Source organism: Helicobacter pylori, assembly GCF_900120335.1.
GTDB lineage: Bacteria > Campylobacterota > Campylobacteria > Campylobacterales > Helicobacteraceae > Helicobacter > Helicobacter pylori_BU.
This window is the reverse complement of the sequence record NZ_LT635477.1, coordinates 1,449,501-1,476,272: the sequence shown is the minus strand read 5'-3', so window position 1 is coordinate 1,476,272 and position 26,772 is coordinate 1,449,501. Positions and strand designations below refer to the sequence as shown.

26 protein-coding genes, 1 rRNA gene and 1 pseudogene are annotated in these 26,772 nt (G+C 39.4%); 14 read left to right on the top strand and 14 right to left on the bottom strand.

Annotated elements, in window-relative coordinates; translation table 11 throughout:
- Positions 1 to 3: 3 nt before the first annotated feature.
- The 12 genes and pseudogenes from atpD to CS889_RS07210 all read right to left on the bottom strand — a co-directional run bounded on the left by atpD (position 4) and on the right by CS889_RS07210 (position 12,646).
- Positions 4 to 1,404, bottom strand: coding sequence for a F0F1 ATP synthase subunit beta (gene atpD, locus CS889_RS07265; protein WP_001881791.1), 1,401 nt, complete (start codon positions 1,402 to 1,404; stop codon positions 4 to 6).
- A 30-nt stretch (positions 1,405 to 1,434) separates the two neighbouring features.
- Positions 1,435 to 2,340, bottom strand: a complete 906-nt coding sequence (gene atpG / locus CS889_RS07260) for an ATP synthase F1 subunit gamma (protein ID WP_089087270.1) — start codon at positions 2,338 to 2,340, stop codon at positions 1,435 to 1,437.
- Between the two features lie 14 nt (positions 2,341 to 2,354).
- Entirely contained in the window at positions 2,355 to 3,866 is a 1,512-nt protein-coding gene (gene atpA, locus CS889_RS07255) for a F0F1 ATP synthase subunit alpha (RefSeq protein ID WP_089087269.1), read from the bottom strand.
- A gap of 22 nt (positions 3,867 to 3,888) precedes the next feature.
- A complete protein-coding gene (locus CS889_RS07250) occupies positions 3,889 to 4,431 on the bottom strand; it encodes a F0F1 ATP synthase subunit delta (RefSeq protein ID WP_089087268.1) in 543 nt (180 codons plus the stop codon).
- Complete coding sequence (locus CS889_RS07245) at positions 4,432 to 4,947, bottom strand: F0F1 ATP synthase subunit B (RefSeq protein WP_000480458.1); 516 nt, start codon at positions 4,945 to 4,947, stop codon at positions 4,432 to 4,434.
- A 3-nt stretch (positions 4,948 to 4,950) separates the two neighbouring features.
- The gene (locus CS889_RS07240; RefSeq protein ID WP_001027631.1) at positions 4,951 to 5,385 is read right to left on the bottom strand and encodes a FoF1 ATP synthase subunit B'; all 435 of its coding nucleotides are present in this window, start codon (positions 5,383 to 5,385) and stop codon (positions 4,951 to 4,953) included.
- A gap of 104 nt (positions 5,386 to 5,489) precedes the next feature.
- Complete coding sequence (locus CS889_RS07235) at positions 5,490 to 6,362, bottom strand: ParB/RepB/Spo0J family partition protein (protein ID WP_089087267.1); 873 nt, start codon at positions 6,360 to 6,362, stop codon at positions 5,490 to 5,492.
- Between the two features lie 3 nt (positions 6,363 to 6,365).
- Complete coding sequence (gene soj / locus CS889_RS07230) at positions 6,366 to 7,157, bottom strand: chromosome partitioning ATPase Soj (protein ID WP_231899389.1); 792 nt, start codon at positions 7,155 to 7,157, stop codon at positions 6,366 to 6,368.
- A 5-nt stretch (positions 7,158 to 7,162) separates the two neighbouring features.
- Complete coding sequence (locus tag CS889_RS07225; RefSeq protein ID WP_089087265.1) at positions 7,163 to 7,801, bottom strand: biotin--[acetyl-CoA-carboxylase] ligase; 639 nt, start codon at positions 7,799 to 7,801, stop codon at positions 7,163 to 7,165.
- Positions 7,798 to 8,715 carry a methionyl-tRNA formyltransferase gene (gene fmt, locus CS889_RS07220; RefSeq protein ID WP_089087264.1) on the bottom strand — a complete coding sequence of 306 codons (918 nt, stop codon included), beginning with the start codon at positions 8,713 to 8,715 and terminating at the stop codon, positions 7,798 to 7,800. The genes CS889_RS07225 and fmt overlap by 4 nt, the downstream gene beginning before the upstream one ends.
- 11 nt (positions 8,716 to 8,726) lie before the next feature.
- Positions 8,727 to 11,310: pseudogene (locus CS889_RS07215) on the bottom strand (TrlF family AAA-like ATPase).
- Positions 11,311 to 11,353: 43 nt separating this feature from the next.
- A complete protein-coding gene (locus CS889_RS07210) occupies positions 11,354 to 12,646 on the bottom strand; it encodes a DUF2130 domain-containing protein (protein ID WP_089087263.1) in 1,293 nt (430 codons plus the stop codon).
- A 200-nt stretch (positions 12,647 to 12,846) separates the two neighbouring features.
- Here CS889_RS07210 and CS889_RS07205 point away from each other — a divergent pair, with 200 nt between their 5' ends.
- Positions 12,847 to 13,137 (top strand): hypothetical protein, encoded by a 291-nt coding sequence (locus CS889_RS07205; RefSeq protein ID WP_089087262.1) that lies wholly within the window; start codon positions 12,847 to 12,849, stop codon positions 13,135 to 13,137.
- A gap of 633 nt (positions 13,138 to 13,770) precedes the next feature.
- Here CS889_RS07205 and CS889_RS07200 read toward each other — a convergent pair.
- Positions 13,771 to 15,273 (bottom strand): 16S ribosomal RNA (locus tag CS889_RS07200).
- Between the two features lie 492 nt (positions 15,274 to 15,765).
- Complete coding sequence (locus CS889_RS07190) at positions 15,766 to 16,545, bottom strand: hypothetical protein (protein WP_089087261.1); 780 nt, start codon at positions 16,543 to 16,545, stop codon at positions 15,766 to 15,768.
- Positions 16,546 to 16,668: 123 nt separating this feature from the next.
- Here CS889_RS07190 and CS889_RS07185 point away from each other — a divergent pair, with 123 nt between their 5' ends.
- The 13 genes from CS889_RS07185 (at position 16,669) to CS889_RS07125 (ending at position 26,752) form a co-directional block, all read left to right on the top strand.
- Entirely contained in the window at positions 16,669 to 17,157 is a 489-nt protein-coding gene (locus CS889_RS07185; protein ID WP_172825138.1) for a peptidylprolyl isomerase, read from the top strand.
- An 18-nt stretch (positions 17,158 to 17,175) separates the two neighbouring features.
- Positions 17,176 to 17,406 carry a carbon storage regulator gene (locus tag CS889_RS07180; RefSeq protein ID WP_089087259.1) on the top strand — a complete coding sequence of 77 codons (231 nt, stop codon included), beginning with the start codon at positions 17,176 to 17,178 and terminating at the stop codon, positions 17,404 to 17,406.
- On the top strand, positions 17,403 to 18,227 hold the full coding sequence (locus tag CS889_RS07175; protein ID WP_089087258.1) for a 4-(cytidine 5'-diphospho)-2-C-methyl-D-erythritol kinase: 825 nt from the start codon (positions 17,403 to 17,405) through the stop codon (positions 18,225 to 18,227). Before CS889_RS07180 ends, CS889_RS07175 begins: the two co-directional genes overlap by 4 nt.
- Positions 18,205 to 18,663, top strand: coding sequence for an SsrA-binding protein (smpB, locus tag CS889_RS07170; RefSeq protein WP_000766484.1), 459 nt, complete (start codon positions 18,205 to 18,207; stop codon positions 18,661 to 18,663). Before CS889_RS07175 ends, smpB begins: the two co-directional genes overlap by 23 nt.
- 2 nt (positions 18,664 to 18,665) lie before the next feature.
- Positions 18,666 to 19,118 (top strand): TonB-system energizer ExbB, encoded by a 453-nt coding sequence (exbB, locus tag CS889_RS07165; protein WP_000661842.1) that lies wholly within the window; start codon positions 18,666 to 18,668, stop codon positions 19,116 to 19,118.
- Positions 19,119 to 19,128: 10 nt separating this feature from the next.
- Positions 19,129 to 19,530: an ExbD/TolR family protein gene (locus CS889_RS07160; RefSeq protein WP_000755082.1), complete on the top strand. Its 402-nt coding sequence runs from the start codon at positions 19,129 to 19,131 to the stop codon at positions 19,528 to 19,530.
- A gap of 71 nt (positions 19,531 to 19,601) precedes the next feature.
- Positions 19,602 to 19,736, top strand: a complete 135-nt coding sequence (rpmH, locus tag CS889_RS07155; protein WP_001847286.1) for a 50S ribosomal protein L34 — start codon at positions 19,602 to 19,604, stop codon at positions 19,734 to 19,736.
- Positions 19,696 to 20,181, top strand: coding sequence for a ribonuclease P protein component (gene rnpA / locus CS889_RS07150; RefSeq protein ID WP_001112495.1), 486 nt, complete (start codon positions 19,696 to 19,698; stop codon positions 20,179 to 20,181). The genes rpmH and rnpA overlap by 41 nt, the downstream gene beginning before the upstream one ends.
- The gene (yidD, locus tag CS889_RS07145; protein WP_001245534.1) at positions 20,168 to 20,521 is read left to right on the top strand and encodes a membrane protein insertion efficiency factor YidD; all 354 of its coding nucleotides are present in this window, start codon (positions 20,168 to 20,170) and stop codon (positions 20,519 to 20,521) included. The genes rnpA and yidD overlap by 14 nt, the downstream gene beginning before the upstream one ends.
- Before the next feature lie 5 nt (positions 20,522 to 20,526).
- Entirely contained in the window at positions 20,527 to 22,164 is a 1,638-nt protein-coding gene (gene yidC / locus CS889_RS07140) for a membrane protein insertase YidC (protein ID WP_089087257.1), read from the top strand.
- 13 nt (positions 22,165 to 22,177) lie between these two features.
- Positions 22,178 to 22,972 (top strand): Jag N-terminal domain-containing protein, encoded by a 795-nt coding sequence (locus CS889_RS07135; protein WP_089087256.1) that lies wholly within the window; start codon positions 22,178 to 22,180, stop codon positions 22,970 to 22,972.
- Positions 22,965 to 24,317, top strand: coding sequence for a tRNA uridine-5-carboxymethylaminomethyl(34) synthesis GTPase MnmE (gene mnmE, locus CS889_RS07130; RefSeq protein WP_172825137.1), 1,353 nt, complete (start codon positions 22,965 to 22,967; stop codon positions 24,315 to 24,317). The genes CS889_RS07135 and mnmE overlap by 8 nt, the downstream gene beginning before the upstream one ends.
- Positions 24,318 to 24,517: 200 nt before the next feature.
- Positions 24,518 to 26,752 carry an outer membrane beta-barrel protein gene (locus tag CS889_RS07125; RefSeq protein WP_089087254.1) on the top strand — a complete coding sequence of 745 codons (2,235 nt, stop codon included), beginning with the start codon at positions 24,518 to 24,520 and terminating at the stop codon, positions 26,750 to 26,752.
- Positions 26,753 to 26,772 lie beyond the last annotated feature (20 nt).

The following is a 26,772-nucleotide window of genomic DNA, read 5'->3' as shown; positions in this document are numbered from 1 at the left end:
CCCTTAGGAATTTTTCATGTTTTTAGCTTTTTCTAAAACCTCTTGAATGCTGCCCACCATGTAAAACGCGTTTTCAGGAATATGATCGTATTTACCCTCTAAAATCCCTCCAAAGCCCTCTAAAGTCTCTTGGAGAGTCACATACTTACCGGGACTTCCCGTAAACACTTCAGCCACAAAAAACGGCTGGGATAAAAACTTCTCAATTTTTCTGGCCCTTTCAACCGTTTTTTTATCCTCTTCGCTCAATTCGTCCAATCCCAAAATCGCAATAATGTCTTGCAAATCCTTGTATTTTTGCAAAACTTGCTGGATACCGGTGGCGATTTCATAGTGCTTCTCGCCAATCATTTGAGGGCTTAAAATCCTTGAAGTGGAATCCAAAGGATCAACTGCAGGATAAATCCCTTTTTCAGCGATCTTTCTGTTCAATACCGTAGTCGCATCCAAATGCGCGAACACCGAAGCAGGAGCTGGGTCAGTTAAGTCATCGGCCGGCACATACACCGCTTGAACGGAAGTGATAGAGCCATTTTTAGTGGAAGCAATACGCTCTTGAAGTTTCCCCATTTCCCCGGCTAGCGTGGGCTGATACCCCACGGCTGAAGGGATACGGCCTAATAGCGCGCTCATTTCCGCACCGCTTTGAGCGTATCTAAAGATGTTGTCAATGAACATCAACACGTCTAATCCCTTTTCATCACGGAAATACTCCGCCATCGTCAAGCCGGTGAATGCGATGCGATTCCTAGCGCCTGGTGGCTCATTCATTTGCCCATAGCACAGCGCGACTTTGTCTAAAACGCCCCCTTCTTTCATTTCAAAATACAGATCATTCCCTTCTCTGGTACGCTCCCCCACACCTGCAAACACCGAATACCCGTTATGCTTATAAGCCACATTGTGGATAAGCTCCATAATGATCACCGTTTTCCCCACGCCAGCCCCGCCAAACAAGCCTACTTTACCGCCCTTAGAATAAGGCGCGAGCAAATCAATGACTTTGATACCGGTTTCAAACATTTCTGTCTTAGTGCTTTGTTGCTCAAAACTAGGGGCTTTCCTGTGAATGGGCCAAGTCAAGGACGGCTTAAGCGGCTCTAAATTGTCAATGCTCTCGCCTACAACATTAAAAATACGCCCCAACACTTCTTCACCCACAGGCACTTCAATCATTTTGCCACGAGCTTTGACGATCTGGTTACGCACCAAGCCTTCTGTCATATCCATAGCAATCGCTCGCACCCGATTACCGCCCAAATGGGCCGCCACCTCTAAAACTAAAGATTTTTGAACGCCATTGACTTCAAAATTAATGTCTAACGCTTCAAAAATCGCCGGTAGATAGGATTCAAATTCCACATCTACCACAGGGCCTAAAACCTGAATGATTTTGCCTTCCATCGCTTTCATCGCTCCTTATTAATGTAATTTTTATTTTAGGGCTTCTACGCCAGCATTGATTTCCACTAGCTCGGTCGTAATCGCCTCTTGTCTGGCTTTATTATAAGAAATGGTTAAAGTTTTAACCAAATCCTTAGCGTTATTCGTCGCTGTATCCATAGCCTGCATTCTAGCGCTATGCTCTGCGGCTAAAGAATCAATCAAAGCGTAGTATAAACTATACTCCACATATTTTTCTGCCAAAGAGTCTAAAATTTCATCTTCGCTCCCGCTTGGCTCACTGGTAATGGTCTCTTGCGTCTCACTAGGCTGGGGGTTTTGGTGGATGATTTTATATCCAATAGGTAAAATCGTTTTCACTCTTATTTCTTGGCTGATCATGTTTTTAAAGCCATTATGAATGATAATCACCTTATCGGTTTTCCCGCTCAAATAATCCTCTACCACTTTTTTCATGAACTCTTGCGCGCGTTCATAATTAGGCATAGAGCTTAAATTATTGATCTTGTCTAAAACCTCTATCTCATTAAAGCTAAAATACTCATTACCCTTTTTACCAATACCGCGCAAACGCACCTTAATGTCTTTAGCTTTGTATTCATTCGTGCATGCTAAAACCTTTTTAATGGTATTGGTGTTAAAACCCCCGCAAAGCCCCTTATCGGCTGTGATGAAAATAATATCCACTTTTTTGATTTCAAGTCTTTCTAATTCCCTAAAATACTTGCTTTGAATGTCTTCAATCCCTTGATTTCTCATCTTGGATAACACATCATCAAACACGGCGTCTAGTTTTAGCGCATACGCTCTGGAATTTCTTGCAACTTCTTCGGCTTTTCTTAGCTTGGAAGTGGAAACGAGTTTCATCGCATGCGTGATCTTTTGCGTGTTTTTAACGCTTCCAATTTTCTTTCTAATGTCTCTTAAATTCGCCATATTCTAGCCGTCTCCTACTCGCTATAAGTGAGCTTAAATTCCTCTAAAACTTTTTTTAGCATGGCTTCTAAATCCTTATCTAACGCTTTTTTAGTGTGGATTTCTTCTAAAACTTGGGGGTATTTTGCTTCCAAGAAAGGGTGCAGTTGTTCTTCAAAATCCACGACTTTTTTCACGCTCACGCTGTCTAAAAAGCCCTTAGCCCCAGCATAAATAATGACCACTTGCTTTTCAATCGGTAAGGGCGAATAAGGGGCTTGTTTGAGCACTTCCACCATGCGTTGCCCCCTTTCTAATTGCTTTTTACTCGCTTCATCTAAATCAGAAGCGAACTGCGTGAAGGCTTGCAACTCTCTGTATTGCGCTAAATCCAGGCGTAAAGTCCCTGAAACCTGCTTGGTCGCTTTGATTTGAGCGGCCCCTCCAACCCTTGAAACCGACAAGCCCACATTAATAGCCGGGCGGATCCCTGAATAAAACAAATCCGTTTCTAAGAAAATTTGCCCGTCTGTAATAGAAATGATATTTGTAGGGATATAAGCTGAAACATCGCCCGCTTGAGTTTCCACAATAGGGAGCGCGGTCAAAGATCCCGCACCCTTTTCATCGCAAAGTTTAGCCGCTCTTTCTAAAAGCCGTGAGTGGATATAAAACACATCTCCAGGAAAAGCCTCCCTGCCTGGGGGTCTTCTCAAAATCAAAGAAATCTCTCTGTAAGCGACAGCATGCTTACTCAAATCATCATAAACGATTAGGGCATGGCGGACATGATCTCTAAAGTATTCCCCCATAGCCACACCCGCATAAGGGGCTAAATATTGCATCGCAGCTGAATCTGAAGCCGAAGCGTTGATCACGACGCTGTATTCCATCGCTCCGTATTCTTCTAATTTGCGGACCACTTGTGCAACGGTGGATTCTTTTTGGCCAATAGCCACATAGATACAGATCACATTTTGCCCTTTTTGGTTGATGATCGCATCGATCGCTACAGTGGTTTTACCGGTTTGTTTATCCCCAATGATCAATTCCCTTTGCCCGCGCCCAATAGGCACTAACGCATCAATGGCCTTAATGCCTGTTTGCAAAGGTTCATGCACAGATTTTCTGTCCATAATGCCCGGGGCTTTTTGCTCGATGAGACTGAACTCATTCGTTTCTATCTCACCCTTGCCATCAATAGGCTCACCCAAAGCGTTCAACACGCGCCCTACAACCGCATCGCCAACAGGAACCTTCATCAAACTCTTCGTGCGTTTAACGCTAGTCCCCTCTTTAATATTGTTGCCAAAGCCAAACACAATCACGCCAACGCTATCTTCTTCTAAGTTAGCCGCAACGCCCTTATCCCCTGTTTCAAACTCCAGCACTTCATACGACATCACACCATTTAAGCCATAAACCTTAGCCACACCATCCGCATACGAAACGACTTTTCCTACTTCAGCCATATCGCAATCAAGTTCAAAATTCTTGATTTTTTCTTCAATGACCGAGCTGATTTCTTCCAATTTTAGTTGGGACATTATCTTTATCTCCTTAAATTGATTAAATAGATTGAATAACTTGTTTTTCTATTTTTTTTAAAATATCTTCTTTAGAAAAGCCTATTTCTAAATCCAGGCTTGAAACGCTCAAAGAAACCCCTTTTTTAGACCAAGTGTCTTGAGCGATTTCTACAGGGGCGTTAAAACATGCTTGCAACTTTTGTCGCACTTCTTCTAGTTCCTTATTTTCAAGCTTTTGCGGGACTAAAAGCGTGGCTTCTAAAGTCCTTTTAGAATCAAAAGACAGCTCTTCAGCGACTAATTCCAACATATCAAGCCGGTTATTTTTTAACACTATTTCCATTACAGGCTTTAAAACTGAACATGCTTTTGTGGGAGTTATTTTTTCTAAGATTTCAAATACAACCTCTTTTTTAACTTTTAAAGAAACATGGGCTAACACCTGGTTGAGTTTGTGTAATTTTATGGCTTCTGCTACATTTTTAAGCCCTACAACGATTTCTTCCAATAACGCTAGATCGCCTTTAGTGTGGTTTTTCAACGCCTTAGCGTAATGCTTAGAGATCACTTTTAAATCTTGCATTTAAAGCCTTTGTTTCAAAATATTCACGCAATCTTGTGCATTGAAAGAGACTTTTTTGCTCTCTCTTAGATCTTTAAAAACGCTTTCAACCAACTCTCTTTTGATCTTTTTAACTTCTAAATCCATCAACGCCTTAGAATTTTTGATCAAATTTTCCACATCTATTTTGGTTTGCAATTCGTATTTTTGCGTGATCGTGTAGGCTTCTTTATTCGCATCAGAAATAATCAATTCAGCTTTTTCTTTGGCTTGCTCTAATTCTTTTAAGAGTTTTTTCTTATGTTCTTTACTCACTTTGAGTTGGGCTTGAATCTCTTCTAAGCGTTTGGAGATTTCAAGGCTTTTGGAATGCAAAAATGAACGCAATCTTTTAGCCAAAAAATACCACAAAATCCCCACAAACAAGAGAAAATTTAAAGATCGCTCTATAATGTCTGTTTGTGAAATATCCAATCCAGTAGCGCACAAAGGGCTTAAAAGGATCAAAAACCCTAACACCATTTTAACTAAAAACATCCATCAACTCCCTAAACCCATAGCCACACGCTTGTTTAACTCGTCTTCAAATACCGGCATTTGCGCTTGCAATTGCTCTTTTAAGATTTGTTTTTCATTTTGTAATTGCTTTGCGAACGCTTCAAACTCTTGATTGAGTTCGTTCTCTTTTTGCTTGATCACCGCATCATAAGACTCTGTAGCTTTTTGAATCGCTTCTGCTAGCATTTCCCTGCGCTTTTCAGCGGCTTCTTTAAGAAGAGTCTCAATTTGATGGCCAATCTCCACGCTTTGGGTGTTATCCGTTTTGATTTTAGCCAAGCTGTCCTTTATCTCTGCCTGTCTGTTATCCATAAAAGCCAACAAAGGCCTATACACCCAAACGTTCATCGCCCACAACAACAACACAAACACTACAAAAACGACCGCCATTAAATAGGGGTTAACCGATATATTCATGACCTATTTCTTTCATCCTAAAAATATTTAAAACTCGCACTTGTTATAAAAACATTAACTCTATCTTAACAAAAAATCGCTTAAAAATTGAGAATATCTAAGCATTAAGACATCATTTTTTTCATAAAAGCCTCTAAAAGAGAATTTTTATAACATCGTAAAACTATTTTATTCCCTTTCAAAGCCGCTTTAAGCTTGTAACGATCCCACAAACTTTGATTAAAACGCTCTAATTCATCTTCAGCGATGAGCGTTTGGGTTTGCTTGAAACCATGTTTTTTATTGTCAAAATTTGCGTTTATTTTAAAATCACGCGCTAAATCTTCTGTCTGGCGCACGCTGAGTTTCTGCCCTATAATGGAACTTAAGATCAATTCTTGTTTTTCTTCCTCCAAGCCCACCAAGACTTTCGCATGCCCTGAAGTGATTTTTTCTTCTAAAAGAGCGTTTTGAACTTTAGAAGAAAGCGTCAATAAACGCATGATATTAGCCACATGGGCTCGGGATTTTTTAACGATTTTAGACAGCTCTTCTTGAGTCATTTGATAGCTTTCAAGCAATTCTTTATACGATCTAGCCAACTCTAGGGGATTTAAATCTTCTCGTTGGATATTTTCAATCAACGCCACTTCACGCATTTTTTCTTGCTCAATATCCACAACAATCGCTTTAATCGTAGGCATTTTAGCCAATTTGCTCGCTCTTAGGCGCCTTTCGCCTGCGATCAAATGATAACGCCCGTTCTCACTCACCACTAAAACCGGTTGCAACAAACCATGTTCTTTAATGGATTGTGCTAATTCTTCTAAGGACTCTTCGCTAAAGATTTTTCTGGGCTGGTAAGGATTGGGCATCACCTCATCAATATCAAGCTCCACAACCCGATTCGCTCTTTCATACAGCCCTTGCTCATACACTTCATTAATTTCAGGGAAAATATCCGCTAAACCCCTACCCAACACTTTATTTTTTGCCATATGCTACCCTTGAAGAATGCTTTGAGCTAATTTTTGATAAGCGATACTGCCATTAGATTTAATATCATAGAGCAAAATGGGCTTACCAAAGCTAGGCGATTCTGCTAGTTTCACGCTTTTAGGGATCATAATATACTCTCCTGTAGCTGAATCTCTAAAAAACTCTGAGTCAAAATACTTAAACAATTCCGCTAAAACCCCTTTTGTCAAATTGAGTTGAGGGACATGCATTGTGGGTAAAAAACCTCTGATTTTGAGCTTAGGGTTCGTGCTTTTTTGCAGCATTCTAATGGTGTTAAGCAACAATTTAGTGCCTTCAAGGGCAAAAAATTCGCATTGGATAGGAATGATCACCGAATGGGCTGCTGAAAGCGAATTGATCGTAAGAGGCCCAAGAGCCGGCGGGGAGTCAATAATAATATGATCATAAAGCTTTACCACGCTCCCTAAAGCGTTTTTGAGCATGAGCTCGCCTCGTTTATTCTCATCTTGGCTGTCATAAAAGGTTTTTTCAAACCCGGCTAAACCCAAATTAGAAGGCACTAAATCCAAAAAAGGCATTTGGGTTTTTAAGATCACTTGAGAAATTTGCTTACGGCCAATCAACACATGATAAATATCATAATCAATTTTATCGCGCCTAAAACCCAAGCTTGAAGTGGCGTTGGCTTGCGGGTCAAAATCAATCAACAAGATTTTTTTTTCATGCGCTGCTAAAGAAGCCGCCAAATTAACCGCTGTTGTCGTTTTGCCCACACCCCCTTTTTGATTAGCCACTGCAATGATTTCATTCATCATACTCACATCCTATCATAAATCTTACCTTTAATACAAATACGGCCGTCTTCTAACAACTTTGCATCTTTCAAACTCACCGCTTCGCCCCAATCATTATGGAAGTTAAAAGAGTTGCTTCTATGAAATTCTAACGCATACTTACTTAAAACTTCCCCCCAAAAAAAATTTTCTTCTATTTTTTTTAAAAAGCCCTCTATAATCCAATCATCGCTCGCACCAATATCCAAACATGCCCATTTTGTTGAAACCCTATTCACACCAATCCCACACACCCGCATGCCCTTATAAACATTAACCAGCACGCCCCCTATTTTTTGATCCCCTAAATACAGATCGTTAGGCCATTTAAGCCAGGTTTGAGAGCCTAATTCTTTTAAAACTTCTTTAAATAAAAACCCCAAATACAAAGCGTTCGCTTGCATGGGCAAATCTTTAGGCAAATCGCTTGCGTTTAAAGCGAGTGAAAAAGTCAAAGCGCTTTCCACGCCCTCCCAAATATTCCCCCTACTGCCTATCCCAGCGCTTTGGTTTTTAGCCACAATCAAAACAGGGGCTTTGAGTTCATTACTTTTAAGTTTTTCTAAAAGATAAATTTGCGTGGAAGGCAGGCTCTCAAAAACCCTTTTTTCACATTTTCTCATGCCAAAATACCGCCCACTTTCAAACGCTTGCCATTCAAATAATCCTTCGCTTTCAAAGGCTTCTTACCCACCGCTTGCAACCTTGCTATACGCACGCTGCCTTTCAAACAACCTACAAGAACGCCTCTTTCATCAATTGCTAAAATCTCGCCTTCCTTGTGGCTCTTTTCATTCTCCACCAACTCCACTTCTAAAAGCTTGAGGTTATTTTCTAAAAAGATTTCTGGCCAAGATTTAAACGCAAGCGATTTTAAAAACAAGCTTTTAGCGTCTTTAAAACCTACTAAACCATCAGTTTTGGTGATTTTTTTACAAAAACTAGCCTGCATGTGATCTTGAGGCTTTCTTGTGATGGAAGGGAAATTTTTGAGCGTTGAAAGAAGTAAATCCGCCCCCATGCGCGCTAATTTCAAACTTAAAGCGTCTAAATCCAAATAATCTTCTCTCAAAAAAGAAGCGCTTTCTAAAATATCCCCGCTATCCAATTCCAAATCCATAAGCATGGTGCTTATGCCATAAATCCTATCGTCATTGAGTATCATCTCATGAATGGGCGAAGCCCCCCTGTATTTGGGCAATAACGACGCATGCACATTAATGCAAGGAGCGATGGTTAAAACCTCTTTAGGCAAAATCTTACCATAAGCCACCACCACGATAAAATCAGGCTTTAAATCCTTTAAAATTTGAACTTCAGGCTCTTTCAAACTTTGTGGCTGGAAAATGGGGATATTTAAATGATTTTCTAAAATGTATGTTTTAGTCTCTGGGGCTTTCAATTCTTTTTTGCGCCCAAAAGGTTTGTCCCTTTGAGTGAATAGCCCCACCACTTCTATCTTTTTATCTTCATTTTCAACCAACGCCCTTAAGATCACTTCAGCAAAACCAGGCGTTCCCATAAATACAATGCGCATGTTACCAACCCTTAATTTTTATCTTTTGTAATACTATACTTTCTTTCTCTATTTTTAAAAGCTTCTTCGCCCCCCTCTAATTTCAATAAATCATCTCTATATCCATCGCTCTCAATCGTAAAAGATTGTGCGATTATCTTATTATTCTCATTTTTCAACTGAATAATTAGCTCTGCATCAGCGTTCAAAACAAAATTAGCGTTATGGGTGGCAAAAATAATTTGTCTTTCTTGTTTCCGCTCTTTGATTAGAGTAACCAAGTATTTAGCGATTAAAGCGCTATCCAAGTGCGCTTCTGGCTCATCAATGATGATAGGGTTATTCCCTAAAGATAAAAGGACAACCAATACAGCAGTGCATCTTTGCCCAAAGGAAGTTTCATTTAAAGCTCTTTTGTCATAACGGACTTCAAAAATTTTATATTTTTCAACATTCCTTAAATGTTTGAGAATGAGAAGCCGATAGATTTGAAAATGAATTTCTCTATTAAATACATCCATCATGGTTTCATAAAATGCCGCTTTTTTATTTTCAATTAGACTATCAAGCTTTTCTATAAATTCTGCGCATTGCACATCTATAATGTCTTTTAATTCAATTCCTTTTAAATATTCCTTGATTTTTGATTGGTGTCTTTGGATATTAAAACCCTTATCCACCAACTTATCAAAATCCTCAAAAACCCCTTCAAAAACATCTTCATTCAAACGATATTCTATGGTAATTGGTTTCACTTCCTTGTGATTTTTTGAAATTTCTTCAAAAACTGAATTGATTTTGTTTAATTCCTCATTGATTTGATTTTTAAACTCTTCAATATTTTCATCAATATCTCCATAAGAAAAACCCTCTATTTTGTTAGCGATCTCTTCTATTTCACGCTCTAAATCAACGATGTTCATTTTTTCGTTTGCCAAATGGTAATTAGCGTTTCTAATATCTCCTATATTTTCATCGCTCACGCCTTTTTCTTTAAGAAACTCCCCAATCTCTTGGCTCAACGCTTCGTGTTCTGTTTCTAGCGTCATTATATTCTCATCTTCGCTTTTAAAACACCCGTTTTTTATATTTATATCTATCTGTTCAAGTTCCTTACAAATATCTTGTTTGAGTTGGTTATAGGCCTTATCATAGCTATTTTTTCTTCCATAAGTTTTCTTTTGATTCAAAATTCACAACCCGTTTTAATTCTTTAATAAAAGTCAAAAATCCCTCTTTGGATTGTTTTAAATCAATTAGCACTTCGCGTGTTTTTGCAATTTGTCTTTTTTTGTCCAAATAGTCTTTATCTGTAAAAGTGTTTATAATATTTTGGTATTTCTTTCTTATTTTTTCGCTCTCTTTTAATTGTTTTTCTAGTTTGGTCTTTTCTTGCCAACATGCAATTTGCTCATCAAACTTTTCAATGCCTTTTGTAATTTGCTTTTCTAACTCCTTAAGTTTTCCACTTGACTTGCTGTCCATTCTGTTAAAAATAGCCTCTGTGAATTTTGAAACATTAGTTGCAAATTCTTCCACTTCATTTTGAGCTAAATACTCTACGCTATCCACTATGTCTATGTCTGGCTGTATCTCTATATATTTTTTAGTTTCAAACTCTAAGCCTTTAACAAAACTTTTATTTTTAATTGCTGATGCTATCAATTGTAACAAAGTGCTTTTACCGCTCCCTCTACCTCCTATCACGCAAGTAAAATACGGACTAAAAAATAGCGTTTCATTAAATCCTGCATAGCAAAAAGGAATCTCTCCTTTTTCATTGGTGATTTTTACCTCTCCATCAAAGTGCAATCTCACATAATCTATCTTATACAAAGGATCTTGAGGTTTATTTTCATCAATACTCACTCTTGTTTTTGGCTCATAAACAATTTGTTTTAACCCCTCAAAGGTTTTTTCTGCTTTTATCCAAGTGCATTTTTTCCCTATTTGCTCCTCTTTGTGGGCATCGCTACTCTGTAAGAGAGGTTTGTTATATTCAAGCCAAAATTCTCTATCCTTTTTAAGATTTTGCTGACCATCTGATGAGTGGATTAAAAAATGCGACTTATTAGTTATTTTTTTATCATTACTGCTACTGCGAGAATTGCCATGCCCCCTTGATAAAAACCCTAATAAATACTTTCCTCTCAATTTTAAAGACTCTTTTTCTAAACATTCCAACAATTGATCAAAATTAACTACCGCTTTATCAAAATCATCTTTTTCTAAATCTGCAAGTTTTTTCTCAGTTCCACCAACACTGGCATCTGCATTCCTTAAAAAATTGTCTATTTCTTGTTGTGTAACCTTATCTGAAAAAATAATATGGAAATCCAAACACTGATCTTCCTTATTTTGATAATCCAGCCTAACTTCTAAATTATAAAAAACCTTAATACCTCTCTTTTCTATTTTTTCTTTTAATTCAAATTCTTTCTCATTAAACTTAAAATAGTTCGTTAATCCAATACAATCAATTTGGCTATCGCATAGTTTTTGTATAAACTCCTCTTCACAACATTGATACGCCTTATTTAAATTTGTATATGGCGTATGCACATGCAAATCCCATTTATGCCAACTTGAACCTTTATTATGATCTTTATTGCCCATATTTTCTCCTAATATAATATTACCTCAAAGCGCACCACTAAAACTAATCCTCTAAATCCCCCTCATCATACCCAAGCTCTAGCGCTTTCACTTGCCCAATAGCACTACCCGCAATGCCCTTGATAGAGCCATACATGTTAATCGTGCCCTCAAACACTTTGTCAATTTGTTTTTCCCTGCTTTTCCAAATCCTAGCCATCGCGCGTTTTTCGCTTTCTAAATCCGCTCTCAATTGCTCAAACCCCTCTATAATCGCATTCACTTGCATAGAAAATTCAGAGCTTGTCAAATAATGATAGAGCAGATTCACTTTATCGCCCTTATTTTCCTGACTTTTTTTAGCCAAACTCACTTGAATAACCCCCTCTCTTAACACCGCACTCAACCCCTTAAACTCTTCAAACGAACACACCCACACCCCATCAAATAACCCCATCCTCTCCATCTCTTTAGGCAGCACTTCACTCACAATGACCCCCACATCAGCCCCAATCTCTCGCATGTCGTTTTTAAGTTTTTCCACCCAAGCTTTTTGAAATTCTTTAGTGCGTTTGCTCTCATAATAAATTTTCCCGCAATTTTGAAATTCCCTAGTATGCACCACTTGAATGCAATCGCCCCCTCTTTGCCCTTTTTTAATCTCTTCAACACTATCTAGGGGGAATTTTTGCCTTAAAAACTCTTCAATCGCTAATTCTTGCACCTCGCCTTGGAATTGCTGCGAGCTTAACTCCGCCTTTCTTTGAGCGTTTTTCAACTCGTTTCTTAACATTTCTAACTGCTCTTCTTGCTGCTTGAATTTCAATTCATTTTTTTCATGCAAGGCTTTTTCTATTTTTTCCCTTTCCAGATCCAATTTTTCATTCAATTTTTTTTCATTTTCCGCTTTCAATCGGCTCTCTGCTTCGTTATTTTCTCTTTTGAGCCTTTCAATTTCCGCTTCTTTTTGGTGCAATTCCTGGACTTGTTTGGACTTCTCGTCTAATTCTTTTTGCAACAATTCCAAGCCCTTTTGCTGCTCTAAAAAAGCGTTTTTCCTGGCTTCTTCAATGATTTTAGCCCTTTCATCTTGCAAGGCTAGTGCGCTCGCTTGTTTGACCGCCTCATCAAATTGAGTCTGTTGTTCCCTCTCTCGCTCTTTTAGGGCCTCTTCTTTTTGCTCCAAATTTTTGAAATAGCTTTGATACTGCGCTCTTTTTTCATTCACTTCTTTTTCAAACTCTTTTTGCTGGGCTAAAAACCGACTTTGATTTTCTGATTCAATCTGTTTGTATAGCGCTTCCCTCACATCAATGAGCGTTTGACACTTGGGGCATGTGATTTGATTTTCTTGCATGATTTTCCTTTAAGATTTGATTTTTTATATTTTATAACAGAATGGGATCAATTCAACTTAAGCAGGTTTTATCCAATAAGTTCAGTAAAATAGGGCTTTAATATGAAAGCAAGGACTTTTTCTTAGCGTTCCCGCAAACAACAAAAAATAAACAAGGTAAAAAATGCCTTTCGCATAAAAACTACATTATAAATGAAGAAATGGAGATCATGATCGATCAGTTGCAAGTTGTCCCAAAAGCGCAAGTTTTAAAGAACAATACGATAGGAAGAAGTCTTGCATTAGCATTACAAAAGGTATCTATCCCTAGACCCGCATCGGCGCATAGAGTGCCACTCCTCAATTATTTTTTAGAACAAGTTATTTTACAAAATATAAAAACAATTGCTTTTGGAGGTATTATCAAACTCAACCCACATAATGAAAATCCCCTATTAAAACCCTACAGCGCATTTATTACGCTCAATTCCATTATTCGGGCATGTGCCTAGTTGTCCCCTATGAAAACGATTTTACTATTTTTGAGTTATTGCATTGCATTGATTTTCAAGTGCGCAATTTTGAACGCCAACAACTTGTTCAATTAGATTCGAAAGGAATTACAACCCAAATCCTTGAACGCCTAAAACCCTAGAAATACAGGGCGTTAAAAAATCAAGAATAACCCCTACTCCCTTATATGCATTTCACAAAAAATAAAACTTAACACGCAAGAAACAAAACAAGCAAGAAATGAAGGATAAGATAAAGATAAGGCTTAAGAAAATAAAACCCAACGACCAAACCCCACTAAACCCTCTTAAAAATAACGAACCCACTAAACGTTAAGAAGCAAGAAAAACTAAAAACATGAAACCAAACATTAAAACATAAGAATTAAAACACAACAAGTAAAAAATAAGAATGGAAAAAAACAAGAAGTAAGATTTAAGAAATCCAATACAAATAAGCAAGAAATATTAAAAACAAACAAGAATTAAAAAGTTTAAGCAAAAATCAAATAAAAAACAAGATTTAAAAAAGAAAGAATAAGCTCAATCTTTCAAAACTAAGCAACAAGAAGTCCTTTTGTCAGGTAATACTCTTTGGCTTTTAACAAGCGAATGTTAAAAGCTTTTCTCTAGAAAGGAGGTGATCCAACCGCAGGTTCACCTACGGTTACCTTGTTACGACTTCACCCCAGTCGCTGTGTGTGCCGTGGGCAGTAGCTAGTTTAGCATCCTGACTTAAGGCAAACACAACTCCCATGGTGTGACGGGCGGTGAGTACAAGACCCGGGAACGTATTCACCGCAACATGGCTGATTTGCGATTACTAGCGATTCCAGCTTCATGCAGGCGAGTTGCAGCCTACAATCCGAACTGAGAGGCGTTTTGAAGATTGGCTCCACTTCGCAGTATTGCTTCTCTTTGTGCACCCCATTGTAGCACGTGTGTAGCCCTAGGCGTAAGGGCCATGATGACTTGACGTCGTCCCCACCTTCCTCCTCCTTACGGAGGCAGTATCCTTAGAGTTCTCAGCATGACCTGTTAGCAACTAAGAAAGGGGGTTGCGCTCGTTGCGGGACTTAACCCAACATCTCACGACACGAGCTGACGACAGCCGTGCAGCACCTGTTTTCAAGGTCTAGCAAGCTAGACACTCCACTATTTCTAGCGGATTCTCTCAATGTCAAGCCTAGGTAAGGTTCTTCGTGTATCTTCGAATTAAACCACATGCTCCACCGCTTGTGCGGGTCCCCGTCTATTCCTTTGAGTTTTAATCTTGCGACCGTACTCCCCAGGCGGGATGCTTAATGCGTTAGCTGCATTACTGGAGAGACTAAGCCCTCCAACAACTAGCATCCATCGTTTAGGGCGTGGACTACCAGGGTATCTAATCCTGTTTGCTCCCCACGCTTTCGCGCAATCAGCGTCAGTAATGTTCCAGCAGGTCGCCTTCGCAATGAGTATTCCTCTTGATCTCTACGGATTTTACCCCTACACCAAGAATTCCACCTACCTCTCCCACACTCTAGAATAGTAGTTTCAAATGCAGTTCTATGGTTAAGCCATAGGATTTCACACCTGACTGACTATCCCGCCTACGCGCTCTTTACGCCCAGTGATTCCGAGTAACGCTTGCACCCTCCGTATTACCGCGGCTGCTGGCACGGAGTTAGCCGGTGCTTATTCGTTAGATACCGTCATTATCTTCTCTAACAAAAGGAGTTTACAATCCTAAAACCTTCATCCTCCACGCGGCGTTGCTGCTTCAGGGTTTCCCCCATTGAGCAATATTCCCTACTGCTGCCTCCCGTAGGAGTCTGGACCGTGTCTCAGTTCCAGTGTGTCCGTTCACCCTCTCAGGCCGGATACCCGTCATAGCCTTGGTAAGCCATTACCTTACCAACAAGCTGATAGGACATAGGCTGATCTCTTAGCGATAAATCTTTCCCCCGTAGGGAGTATCTGGTATTAATCATCGTTTCCAATGGCTATCCCAAACTAAGAGGCACATGACCTATGCGTTACTCACCCGTGCGCCACTAATCCACTTCTAGCAAGCTAGAAGCTTCATCGTTCGACTTGCATGTATTAGGCACGCCGCCAGCGTTCACTCTGAGCCAGGATCAAACTCTCCATAAAAGTGTTTGTCCTAAAGCTCTTTTTGTTTTTTGATAGGCTGTTGCTATTCCTAACAACAGCTTTAGCGTATCACAAGAACTCGTTTTATACTTTATTGAATAAAACGGGTTGTGTTCTTAAGTATTACAACAACAAAACAGAAAGAAACTTTTTAAAAAGGTTTAGCCAAACGCTAACCTTAAAATACTCTCATGCCATTCAATCATCAATCATAATCATATAATCATCATAATCAATGAAATCAATTGGCAGGTTGGATAAGCATTCCTTATCAAAGAATGGGAGTTATAAAAACCCTCACTCTATTTGACAAGTCATTACTTATTGCTTTAGAATATCCCTTTAAAAAGAACTTCTATCAATTTGCTTAGTTTTCAAAGATCGTTTGCTTTAAACAGCTATCCTTGTAAGATATCAAGCGGCTTTTTAAAAGCCCTTGCTGAAACAAGGAAATGAAAGTATAGTCATATAAAGCTTAAGGTTTGCTTAAATTTATGGAATGTTTGGGAAAATATTTTGATTTTTTAGAGCGCTTAAAAATCGTGCGATCGTTTCTTTAGGGATAATCACCAAACTTTCTTGGTTTTCTAAAGTGCTGCTAGCCATTCCCATAAACTCCCCTACCTCGCTAAAATAGGGCCTCCCTCCCCACAACACGCTCCCCTTTTTAAAAGAACTATCAAGCGAAAGGAATTTTTTAGACTTTAAAAGTTCAGCCACAGAAATGTCCGTTGTCTGTATAGAAAAAGAATTCCCCTCATTCAACGCCGGGTAGTAGAGATCGGAATTGGGCGTTTTTTGATTGGTATAAGGATTTGAATGAAAAGTTTGAGCGTATTTGGCATAAATCCTCGCATGATAATAGCTCTCTTCTCTTTTATGGCAATAATCATCTCTAAAATCGGCGGTTTTTAAGAGCGAAAGCCCTTGATCCCTATCCATCGCCTCAAGGCGCAAGCTGGCTATGCAAATCAGCTCTTTAGCGCTGCTGTCTTGCATTTTGGCTAAAATCATTTTAGGATACAAGCCATTAGAATAGAGCGTTTCAGAAGAAGCGATATAACGCCCGTTTTTGAGCAAAGTCGCATAACCTTCTTTATAAGTCCCATCGCTAAAATACACTTTCAATAACGCAACAGAATAAACCCATGCAGGGAGTGTTGGATCAAGGGGCGGATCGTCTCTAACGATACTAACATTGTTAGCGTTCATTACGCATGACAATAAAACGATACAACAACCAACCGCTAATCTTTCATGCCAACGCACCATTATCCAACTTACCGCTTAAATTTCAAAAGCATCCTACGACACTATCGGCTAAAATACCAATTGTTTTAATTTGTTGCTATAATAGAACATTTGAATGACAAAAGCTTATCGCAAAGGTTTATGATGAAACCAATTAAAACTTATGATATTAAAGAAGAAGAGCTTGCAAAAACCGCTTACGCTACGATCAAAACCAATAAAGGCAATATCACTCTAGAGCTTTTTTACAAAGACGCGCCCCAAGCGGTGAGTAATTTTGTAACTTTGGCTAAAGAGGGCTTTTATAACGGGCTTAACTTCCATCGTGTGATCGCCGGCTTTGTGGCTCAAGGAGGTTGCCCTTATGGCACAGGCACAGGCGGGCCAGAGCACCGCATCAAATGCGAAGTGGCTCATAACCCCAACAAGCACCAAAGAGGCTCTATCTCTATGGCGCATGCCGGAAGAGACACAGGAGGGAGTCAGTTTTTCTTGTGTTTTGTGGATTTGCCCCATTTAGATGGCGAACACACCGTATTTGGCAAAATCACTAGCGTAGAAAGTCTTAGCGTTTTGGATAAGATCAAGCAGGGCGATATTATAGAGAGCGTTGTGTTTAGCCCTTCTCTATAAGGAACAAGAGACTCAGACATGCTCATACTCAGCCGCAAAGTTAATGAAGGGATTGTTATTGATAATAACATCCACATTAAAGTCATTTCCATAGATAGAGGGAGCGTGCGTTTGGGGTTTGAAGCGCCTGAAAGCACCCTTATTTTGCGCGCTGAACTCAAAGAGACCATTGTGAGCGAAAACCAAAAAGCTTCTGCGTCCGTAGATGAAAGCCTGTTGGAAAACATCAAAAAGGTCATTAAGCCTTGACGCATGTTTTTGAGGTTTATCCTAAAGTCAATGTTTTTTTAAAAATCCTTCACAAAGAAGGGGCTTATCATAAGATTATTTCTCGCATGTGTTTAGTCAAAAATAAGCTAAAAGACATTATCAGCGTTAAAAACGCCTTATGTTTCTCATTAAAAGGGGATTTTGACTGCCCTTTAGAAGAAAACTCGCTCTTTAAAGCCCTCCAAGTTTTAAAAAATTTTTTAAAATCAAAAAATTTTTCTCATTCTGTCATCAAATCCCTAGACACCCTAGCGATTGAAGTGGAAAAAAATATCCCCACTCAAGCCGGGTTAGGCGGTGGGAGCGCTGATGCTGGGGGGCTGTTGTATCATTTGAATCAAATGTTTGATTGTCGTTTGAGTTTAAAAGAACTTTATACTATGGGGTCTTTAGTGGGCGCGGACACCAATTTTTTCATCTCGCAATACAAAAGCGCTAACGCCACTTCTTATGGCGAAGTCATTGAAAATTTTGAAGAAGAGCCTTTAGAAGATCGCTTAGAAATCTATTCGCCAAATCATGTTTCTTGCAGCACCAAAGCCGTTTATCAAGCTTATAAGCCTGAAACTTGCTTTTCTCAAGCTAAAGAGTGGCTTAAAAAAACGAGTTTGGAATGCCTAAAGACTTATGACAGAGGCGAACTAAACGATCTTTTAAAGCCGGCTTTACGCGCTAACCCTGCCCTCAAAGATATAGAAAGCCAACTCAGTAAGGAGTGGTTTTTTAGCGGGAGCGGGAGCGCGTTTTTTAGGCTAAAAAATACTCAAAAGGGAGCGAATGAAACTCATTGCCAGCAATAAAAAAGCCTATTTTGATTATGAAATTTTGGAAACTTTAGAAGCGGGATTAGCGCTTTTAGGCTCTGAAGTGAAGGCTTTGAGGCAAACTAGGGTGAATTTAAAAGATAATTTTGTTAAAATAATCAAAGGAGAAGCTTTTTTATTTGGTGTTCATATATCATATTTAGATACAATCCATGCGTATTACAAGCCCAATGAAAGGCGAGAGCGTAAGTTGCTTTTACACAAAAAGCAGTTATTGAAATGGCAAATGGAAGCGTCTAAAGAACGCTTGAGTATCGTAGGATTGAAATTGTATTTTAACCAAAAAAATAGAGCTAAAATCCAAATTGCTTTAGTGAAAGGAAAAAGATTGCACGACAAAAGACAAAGTCTCAAAGAAAAAGCGCTTAATAAAGAAATTCTTGCTGATTTAAAACACCACTTTAAAGGATAATAATGAAAGAAATGGTAGATTATGGGATCATAGGGTTTTTGATCTTCTTATCCGTCATCGTTATAGCGATCGCAATAGAAAGGTTGTGGTTTTTTGCCACTCTTCGTGTAGATGACTACACAGACAGGCGCAAATTAGAACTAGCCTTGCACAAACGACTGACTTTAGTGGCCACGATTGGCTCAAACGCCCCTTATATCGGTCTTTTAGGAACGGTTATGGGGATCATGCTCACCTTTATGGATTTAGGCTCAGCTTCTGGCATTGACACTAAGGCGATCATGACTAATTTAGCCCTTGCTTTAAAAGCGACCGGCATGGGGTTATTGGTAGCGATCCCTGCGATTGTGATTTATAACTTGTTAGTGAGAAAAAGCGAGATTTTAGTTACCAAATGGGATATTTTCCACCATCCGGTTGATACGCAATCCCATGAGGTTTATAGCAAAGCCTAAGGATTGAGCGGTGAAAAAAGTAGAATCCATGAATGTGGTGCCTTTCATTGACATCATGCTTGTGTTGTTAGTGATCGTGCTTACAACGGCGTCTTTTGTGCAAACTTCAAAGCTTCCTATTAGCATTCCTCAAGTGGATAAGGATAGCACTGATTCTAAAGACGTGTTGGACAAGAAACAAGTTACGATCGCCATTTCTAATAAGGGTTCTTTTTATTTTGACGATAAAGAAATCAGCTTTGAAAATTTAAAACACAAGGTTTCCACTTTGGCTAAAGACACCCCTATTGTCTTGCAAGGCGATAAGAAAAGCAATTTGGATAACTTTATCAAAGTGGTGGATTTATTGCAAACGAACAATCTGAAGCAACTTTACATTCTTGTTGAAGATAAAAAGAATCAAAAAAATTAGTTTTAGTCAATTTTTAGCATTCTTTAGCTAAAATCTACGCTTATGTTTAATTTTTATCAAGGGAGTTTTAAATGAAACGCACTTACCAACCACATAACACACCAAGAAAGCGAACCCATGGCTTTCTTGTGAGAATGAAAACCAAAAACGGGCGCAAGGTGATTAATGCCAGACGAGCTAAGGGCAGAAAAAAGCTTTCCGTCTAAACCCTATGACTCTTTAAAAAACAAGAGCGAGTTTGATAGGGTTTATAGAAAAGGTTTTAAAAAACATAACCCTTTTTTTTCGCTCTTTGTTTTGGATTTGTCAAAAGAGCCACCAAAAGAAAAAGAGGGCTTTAAAGATCCGCTCTCTTGCAGGTTTAAAGACCGAAATACGCTTTGTTTGTTAGGTTTGAGCGTGTCCAAAAAAGTCGGCAACGCCGTGAAACGAAACCTCATCAAACGCCGTTTGCGATCACTGGTTACAAGGCATGCCGCTCTTTGTCAAGGGCTTGCTTTGGTGTTTGTGCCTAAAAGCGATTGTTATCATTTGGATTTTTGGGCTTTAGAAAAACATTTTTTAGAAATGCTAACTTCCATTAAAGACTATATGAACAAAGCCTTAAAAGACTTGAAAAAAGGAATGACTCATACCCATGCGAAACAATAAAACGCCTTTTTTGAGCGCAATTCTTACGGCATCAATTAGGGGTTACCAACGCTTTTTTTCGGCTTTCACTTTTTCAAGTTGCCGGTTTTACCCCACTTGCTCCAACTACGCCCTATGGTTGCTCTGTTTTGAAAACCCCCTAATCGCTATGGGTAAAATCGCTATAAGGATACTCTCATGCAACCCTTTTTGCTCTGGGGGCATTGCTTACCCTACCACTCGCTTGAAACGCCCTAGCCTACTCCAATCTCATAAAGATTTCAATCGCAATTTTAAAACCATCACTTTTTGGCTCGTTCCCACAAAAAGCCACACAACTTACTACATCATTAAGGTTTAATCACAATGGATAAAAACAACAATAATAATCTCCGCTTGATTTTAGCGATCGCTCTTTCTTTCTTGTTTATCGCTCTTTATAGCTATTTTTTCCAAAAACCAAACAAAACAACAACCGAAACCACAAAGCAAGAAACAACCAACAACCACACAACAACAAGTCCTAACGCGCCCAACGCTTTTAACGCCACTCAAACCATCCCCCAAGAGAATTTGTTAAGCACGATTTCTTTTGAGCATGCCAGAATTGAAATTGATTCTTTAGGGCGTATCAAACAGGTTTATCTCAAGGATAAAAAATACCTAACCTCCAAACAAAAGGGCTTTTTAGAGCATGTGGGCCATCTTTTTAGCTCCAAAGAAAACGCGCAACCCCCCCTAAAAGAGCTCCCCCTTTTAGCAGCCGATAAACTCAAGCCTTTAGAAGTGCGTTTTTTAGACCCCACGCTCAATAATAAAGCGTTCAACACCCCTTATAGCACTTCAAAAACCACCCTTGGGCCTAACGAACAGCTTGTTTTAACCCAAGATTTAGGCGCTCTTAGCATCATTAAAACCCTGACTTTCTATGATGATTTGCATTATGATTTAAAAATCGCATTCAAATCGCCCAATAATATTATCCCTAGCTATGTGATCACCAATGGTTACAGGCCGGTGGCTGATTTAGACAGTTACACCTTTTCAGGAGTGCTTTTAGAAAACAACGACAAAAAAATTGAAAAAATTGAAGATAAAGACGCTAAAGAAATCAAACGCTTTTCTAACACCCTCTTTTTATCCAGCGTGGATAGGTATTTCACCACCTTGCTTTTCACTAAAGATTCTCAAGGTTTTGAAGCCTTAATCGATTCAGAAATCGGCACTAAAAACCCCTTAGGGTTCATTTCCCTTAAAAATGAAGCGAATTTGCATGGCTATATTGGCCCTAAAGATTACCGCTCTTTGAAAGCGATTTCACCCATGCTCACTGATGTGATAGAGTATGGCTTAATCACCTTCTTTGCCAAAGGCGTGTTTGTTTTACTGGATTATTTGTATCAATTTGTGGGCAATTGGGGTTGGGCAATCATTCTTTTAACGATTATCGTGCGCCTAATCCTTTACCCCTTAAGCTATAAGGGCATGGTGAGCATGCAAAAGCTCAAGGAATTAGCCCCTAAAATGAAAGAACTCCAAGAAAAATACAAGGGCGAGCCCCAAAAGTTGCAAGCCCACATGATGCAGCTTTACAAAAAACATGGGGCTAACCCGCTAGGGGGCTGTCTGCCCTTAATCTTACAAATCCCGGTATTTTTTGCGATTTATAGAGTGCTTTATAACGCTGTGGAATTGAAAAGCTCAGAGTGGATCTTATGGATCCATGATTTATCCATCATGGATCCGTATTTTATTTTACCGCTTCTTATGGGAGCGTCTATGTATTGGCACCAGAGCGTTACGCCAAACACCATGACCGATCCCATGCAAGCAAAGATTTTTAAACTCTTGCCCCTATTATTCACGATCTTTCTAATCACTTTCCCTGCAGGGTTAGTCTTGTATTGGACCACAAACAACATCCTTTCGGTGTTACAGCAACTCATCATTAATAAAGTCTTAGAAAACAAAAAACGCGCGCATGCTCAAAACATAAAGGAATAATAAAGGAAAATTGATGCAAAATCCTATTGAAATCAAAGCCAAAACCTTAGAAGAAGCCCTCATTCAAGCTTCTATCGCCTTGAATTGCCCCATTATTAATTTGCAATATGAAGTCATTCAAACGCCCTCTAAAGGTTTTTTAAATATAGGTAAAAAAGAAGCCATTATTTTAGCGAGCGTTAAAGAAAGCGTTAAGGAGGTTAAAGAAGAGAGCGTTAAAGAAATTGACACGAAAGGAATCCATCAAAGTGCAGAAGAAAAAAAACAAAACTTAGAAACAGAAACACCGCAAGAAGAAAGAATTACCCCTAAACCCCCTAAAAAAAACCTTAAAGAAGAATCTCATAATGGAGACAAACTCCATGAAATTAAGCAAGAATTGAAAGACTTATTCTCCCATTTGCCTTATAAAATCAATAAAGTGGAGGTGAGTCTTTACGAACCGGGGGTTTTATTGATCGATATTGATGGCGAAGATTCCGCCCTTTTGATTGGCGAGAAAGGCTATCGTTACAAAGCCCTTTCTTACTTGCTCTTTAACTGGATCCACCCTGCTTATGGCTATAGCATCTGCTTAGAAATCTCCACTTTTTTACAAAACCAAGAAAAGGTTATGGAAGCGCAACTCCAAAGCGTGATCATGACCGTGCATGAAGTGGGTAAGGGGCAGATGAAAGCCCCTGATGGCGTTTTAACCTATATCGCTTTAAAGAAATTACGAAAAGCGTTCCCTAATAAGTATGTTTCTATCAAAACCAACTTAAACGATGAAAAATACATCGTTATCAACGACTTTAACAATGAATGACACCATCGCCGCTATCGCTACCCCTTTAGGCAAGGGAGCGATTAGCATCATTAAAATCAGCGGCCATAACGCCCTAAACATTCTCAAACAACTCACCCAAAAACAAGACTTCACCCCCAGATACGCTTACGTGTGCGATATTTTTTCTAATGGCGTTTTATTAGACAAAGCGTTAGTGATTTATTTCAAAGCCCCCTATAGTTTCACCGGTGAAGATGTGTGCGAAATCCAATGCCATGGAAGCCCCCTTTTAGCGCAAAATATCTTACAAGCTTGCTTGAATTTAGGATCTAGGCTCGCTAAAGCGGGGGAATTTAGCAAAAAAGCCTTTTTAAACCATAAAATGGATTTGAGCGAGATTGAAGCGAGCGTTCAGCTCATCCTTTGTGAAGATGAAAGCGTTTTAAACGCTCTAGCCAGGCAGCTTAAAGGGGAGTTGAAAATTTTTATTGAAGAGGCCAGGAATAATCTTTTAAAGCTTTTGGCGAGCTCAGAAGTTTTGATTGATTATAGCGAAGAAGACATCCCTAGCGATTTTTTAAAGGAAGTGTCTTTTAATTTAGAAAGACAAATCGCCTCTTTTAAGGATTTATTGGATTTTTCTAACGCGCAAAAACAAAGGAATAAGGGGCATGCCTTAAGCATTGTTGGCAAACCCAATGCCGGTAAAAGCTCCCTGTTAAACGCCATGCTTTTAGAAGAAAGGGCTTTGGTGAGCGATATTAAAGGCACGACAAGAGACACTATAGAAGAAGTCATTGAACTAAAAGGGCATAAGGTGCGCTTGATTGATACGGCTGGTATTAGAGAGAGCGCGGATGAAATAGAGCGTTTAGGGATTGAAAAAAGCCTTAAAAGTTTAGAAAATTGCGACATTATTTTAGGCGTGTTTGATCTTTCTAAACCCCTAGAAAAAGAAGATTTTAACCTTATGGACACCCTTAATCGCGCCAAAAAGCCTTGTATTGTCGTTTTGAATAAAAACGATTTAGCCCCCAAACTAGAGCTTGAAATTTTAAAATCTTATCTTAAAATCCCTTATTCTATCCTAGAGACCAACACCCTAAATTCCAAGGCTTGCTTGAAAGATTTGAGCCAAAAAATCAGTGGGTTTTTCCCCAAACTAGACACCCAAAACAAGCTCTTGCTCACTTCCCTAGCCCAAACAACCGCCCTAGAAAACGCCATTACTGAATTGCAAAACGCTAAAAGCCATTTAGACACTTTAGAGCTTTTTTCTTATCATATTTTAAGCGCGATAGAAAACTTGAACTTGCTCACCCGCCCTTATGAAACCAGCCAGATGCTTGATAGCATGTTCAGCGAATTTTGCTTAGGCAAATGAAATCGCTTAAAGCATGGATTAAAACCCCTTTAGCGCTACTTTTTAAGACTTTTTTACCCATTAGCGCCGTTTAGTATCCGTATTTGCAAAAACAATACTGCCATTTTTCAAAAAGGGGTAAAATAAGCTAGTTTAAAATATATACATACTATCAACTGCTTTTGAGTAAAAATGTTAAAAAAGACCATTAAGGAGATTTCATGTTAAAACTCGCCAGTAAAACGATTTGTTTGTCCCTAATCAGCTCATTCACCGCTATGGAAGCCTTTCAAAAACACCAAAAAGACGGCTTTTTCATAGAAGCCGGGTTTGAAACCGGGCTATTACAAGGCACACAAACTCAAGAACAAACCATCGCCACCACTCAAGAAAAACCCAAACCTAAACCCAAACCAAAACCCATTACCCCTCAAAGCACCTATGGGAAATACTACATCTCCCAAAGCACCATTTTAAAGAATGCGACTGAGTTGTTTGCAGAGGATAATATCACCAACTTAACCTTTTACTCTTCAACCCCTGTGTATGTAACCGCTTATAACCAAGAAAGCGCTGAGGAAGCAGGCTATGGTAATAACAGCTTGATTATGATACAAAACTTCCTGCCTTATAACTTGAACAACATTGAGCTGAGTTACACGGACGATCAAGGCAATGTAGTCAGTTTGGGCGTGATAGAGACTATCCCTAAACAATCTCAAATCATTCTGCCTGCAAGCTTGTTTAACGATCCGCAACTTAACGCTGATGGCTTCCAGCAACTCCAAACCAACACCACACGATTTTCTGATGCCAGCACGCAGAATCTGTTTGATAAGCTCAGTAGGGTTACAACCAATCTTCAAATGACTTATATCAATTACAACCAATTTTCTAGCGGTAACGGCAGTGGCTCTAAACCCCCATGCCCTCCATACGAAAATCAAGAAAATTGCGTGGCTAAAGTGCCGCCTTTCACCTCTCAAGACGCTAAAAATTTGACCAATTTAATGCTGAACATGATGGCGGTGTTTGATTCTAAATCTTGGGAAGACGCCGTCTTAAACGCTCCTTTCCAATTTAGCGACAACAACCTTTCAGCGCCATGTTATTCTGATTACCTTACATGCGTGAATCCTTACAACGATGGGCTTGTTGATCCTAAATTGATCGCTAAAAATAAAGGAGATGAATACAATATAGAAAACGGGCAAACAGGCTCAGTGATATTGACGCCGCAAGATGTTATCTATAGCTATAGAGTCGCTAATAATATTTATGTGAATCTCTTGCCCACAAGAGGAGGGGATTTAGGGTTAGGGTCTCAATATGGTGGCCCGAATGGCCCAGGCGATGATGGCACCAATTTTGGCGCTTTAGGGATATTGTCCCCTTTCTTGGATCCTGAAATACTGTTTGGCAAAGATTTGAATAAAGTCGCCATCATGCAATTAAGAGACATCATCCATGAATACGGGCATACTTTAGGCTATACGCATAACGGGAACATGACTTATCAAAGAGTGCGCATGTGCGAAGAAAACAATAGGCCAGAAGAGCGCTGTCAGGGCGGGAGGATAGAGCAAGTGGATGGGAAAGAAGTGCAAGTGTTTGAGAACGGGCATGAAGTGCGAGACACCGATGGTTCTACCTATGATGTGTGTTCTCGTTTTAAAGATAAGCCCTATACAGCGGGCAGCTATCCTAATTCCATCTATACCGATTGCTCTCAAGTCCCCGCCGGGCTTATAGGCGTTACCAGCGCTGTTTGGCAACAACTCATTGATCAAAACGCCCTACCGGTGGATTTTACTAATTTGAGCAGCCAAACCAACTATTTAAACGCCAGCTTGAACACGCAAGACTTTGCGACCACCATGCTTAGCGCGATCAGTCAAAGCCTTTCATCTTCTAAATCTAGCGCTACCACCTATCGCACTTCAAAAACCTCACGGCCCTTTGGAGCCCCCTTATTGGGCGTTAATCTTAAAATGGGCTATCAAAAATATTTTAATGATTATCTAGGGTTGTCTTCTTATGGCATCATCAAATACAACTACGCTCAAGCCAATAACGAAAAAATCCAGCAATTAAGCTATGGTGTGGGAATGGATGTGCTGTTTGATTTCATCACCAATTACACTAACGAAAAGAACCCTAAAAACAATCTAACCAAGAGGGTTTTCACTTCCTCTCTTGGGGTGTTTGGGGGGTTAAGGGGCTTATACAATAGCTATTATTTGCTGAACCAATACAAAGGGAGCGGTAATTTAAATGTGACCGGTGGGTTGAATTACCGCTACAAGCATTCTAAATATTCTATAGGCATTAGCGTTCCTTTAGTCCAATTGAAATCTAGGATCGTTTCTAGCGATGGCGCTTATACCAATTCTATCACCCTCAATGAAGGGGGCAGTCATTTTAAAGTGTTTTTTAATTACGGGTGGATTTTTTAGGGGTTAAAAATTGGCTTCAA

Bases quoted from the DNA above. Each gene is read 5' to 3' on its own strand.
- atpD (WP_001881791.1), bottom strand. From the start codon at position 1,404: ATGGAAGGCAAAATCATTCAGGTTTTAGGCCCTGTGGTAGATGTGGAA.
- atpG (WP_089087270.1), bottom strand. From the start codon at position 2,340: ATGGCGAATTTAAGAGACATTAGAAAGAAAATTGGAAGCGTTAAAAAC.
- atpA (WP_089087269.1), bottom strand. From the start codon at position 3,866: ATGTCCCAACTAAAATTGGAAGAAATCAGCTCGGTCATTGAAGAAAAA.
- CS889_RS07250 (WP_089087268.1), bottom strand. From the start codon at position 4,431: ATGCAAGATTTAAAAGTGATCTCTAAGCATTACGCTAAGGCGTTGAAA.
- CS889_RS07245 (WP_000480458.1), bottom strand. From the start codon at position 4,947: ATGTTTTTAGTTAAAATGGTGTTAGGGTTTTTGATCCTTTTAAGCCCT.
- CS889_RS07240 (WP_001027631.1), bottom strand. From the start codon at position 5,385: ATGAATATATCGGTTAACCCCTATTTAATGGCGGTCGTTTTTGTAGTG.
- CS889_RS07235 (WP_089087267.1), bottom strand. From the start codon at position 6,362: ATGGCAAAAAATAAAGTGTTGGGTAGGGGTTTAGCGGATATTTTCCCT.
- soj (WP_231899389.1), bottom strand. From the start codon at position 7,157: ATGAATGAAATCATTGCAGTGGCTAATCAAAAAGGGGGTGTGGGCAAA.
- CS889_RS07225 (WP_089087265.1), bottom strand. From the start codon at position 7,801: ATGAGAAAATGTGAAAAAAGGGTTTTTGAGAGCCTGCCTTCCACGCAA.
- fmt (WP_089087264.1), bottom strand. From the start codon at position 8,715: ATGCGCATTGTATTTATGGGAACGCCTGGTTTTGCTGAAGTGATCTTA.
- CS889_RS07210 (WP_089087263.1), bottom strand. From the start codon at position 12,646: ATGCAAGAAAATCAAATCACATGCCCCAAGTGTCAAACGCTCATTGAT.
- CS889_RS07205 (WP_089087262.1), top strand. From the start codon at position 12,847: ATGGAGATCATGATCGATCAGTTGCAAGTTGTCCCAAAAGCGCAAGTT.
- CS889_RS07190 (WP_089087261.1), bottom strand. From the start codon at position 16,545: ATGGTGCGTTGGCATGAAAGATTAGCGGTTGGTTGTTGTATCGTTTTA.
- CS889_RS07185 (WP_172825138.1), top strand. From the start codon at position 16,669: ATGAAACCAATTAAAACTTATGATATTAAAGAAGAAGAGCTTGCAAAA.
- CS889_RS07180 (WP_089087259.1), top strand. From the start codon at position 17,176: ATGCTCATACTCAGCCGCAAAGTTAATGAAGGGATTGTTATTGATAAT.
- smpB (WP_000766484.1), top strand. From the start codon at position 18,205: ATGAAACTCATTGCCAGCAATAAAAAAGCCTATTTTGATTATGAAATT.
- exbB (WP_000661842.1), top strand. From the start codon at position 18,666: ATGAAAGAAATGGTAGATTATGGGATCATAGGGTTTTTGATCTTCTTA.
- rpmH (WP_001847286.1), top strand. From the start codon at position 19,602: ATGAAACGCACTTACCAACCACATAACACACCAAGAAAGCGAACCCAT.
- rnpA (WP_001112495.1), top strand. From the start codon at position 19,696: ATGCCAGACGAGCTAAGGGCAGAAAAAAGCTTTCCGTCTAAACCCTAT.
- yidD (WP_001245534.1), top strand. From the start codon at position 20,168: ATGCGAAACAATAAAACGCCTTTTTTGAGCGCAATTCTTACGGCATCA.
- yidC (WP_089087257.1), top strand. From the start codon at position 20,527: ATGGATAAAAACAACAATAATAATCTCCGCTTGATTTTAGCGATCGCT.
- CS889_RS07135 (WP_089087256.1), top strand. From the start codon at position 22,178: ATGCAAAATCCTATTGAAATCAAAGCCAAAACCTTAGAAGAAGCCCTC.
- mnmE (WP_172825137.1), top strand. From the start codon at position 22,965: ATGAATGACACCATCGCCGCTATCGCTACCCCTTTAGGCAAGGGAGCG.
- CS889_RS07125 (WP_089087254.1), top strand. From the start codon at position 24,518: ATGTTAAAACTCGCCAGTAAAACGATTTGTTTGTCCCTAATCAGCTCA.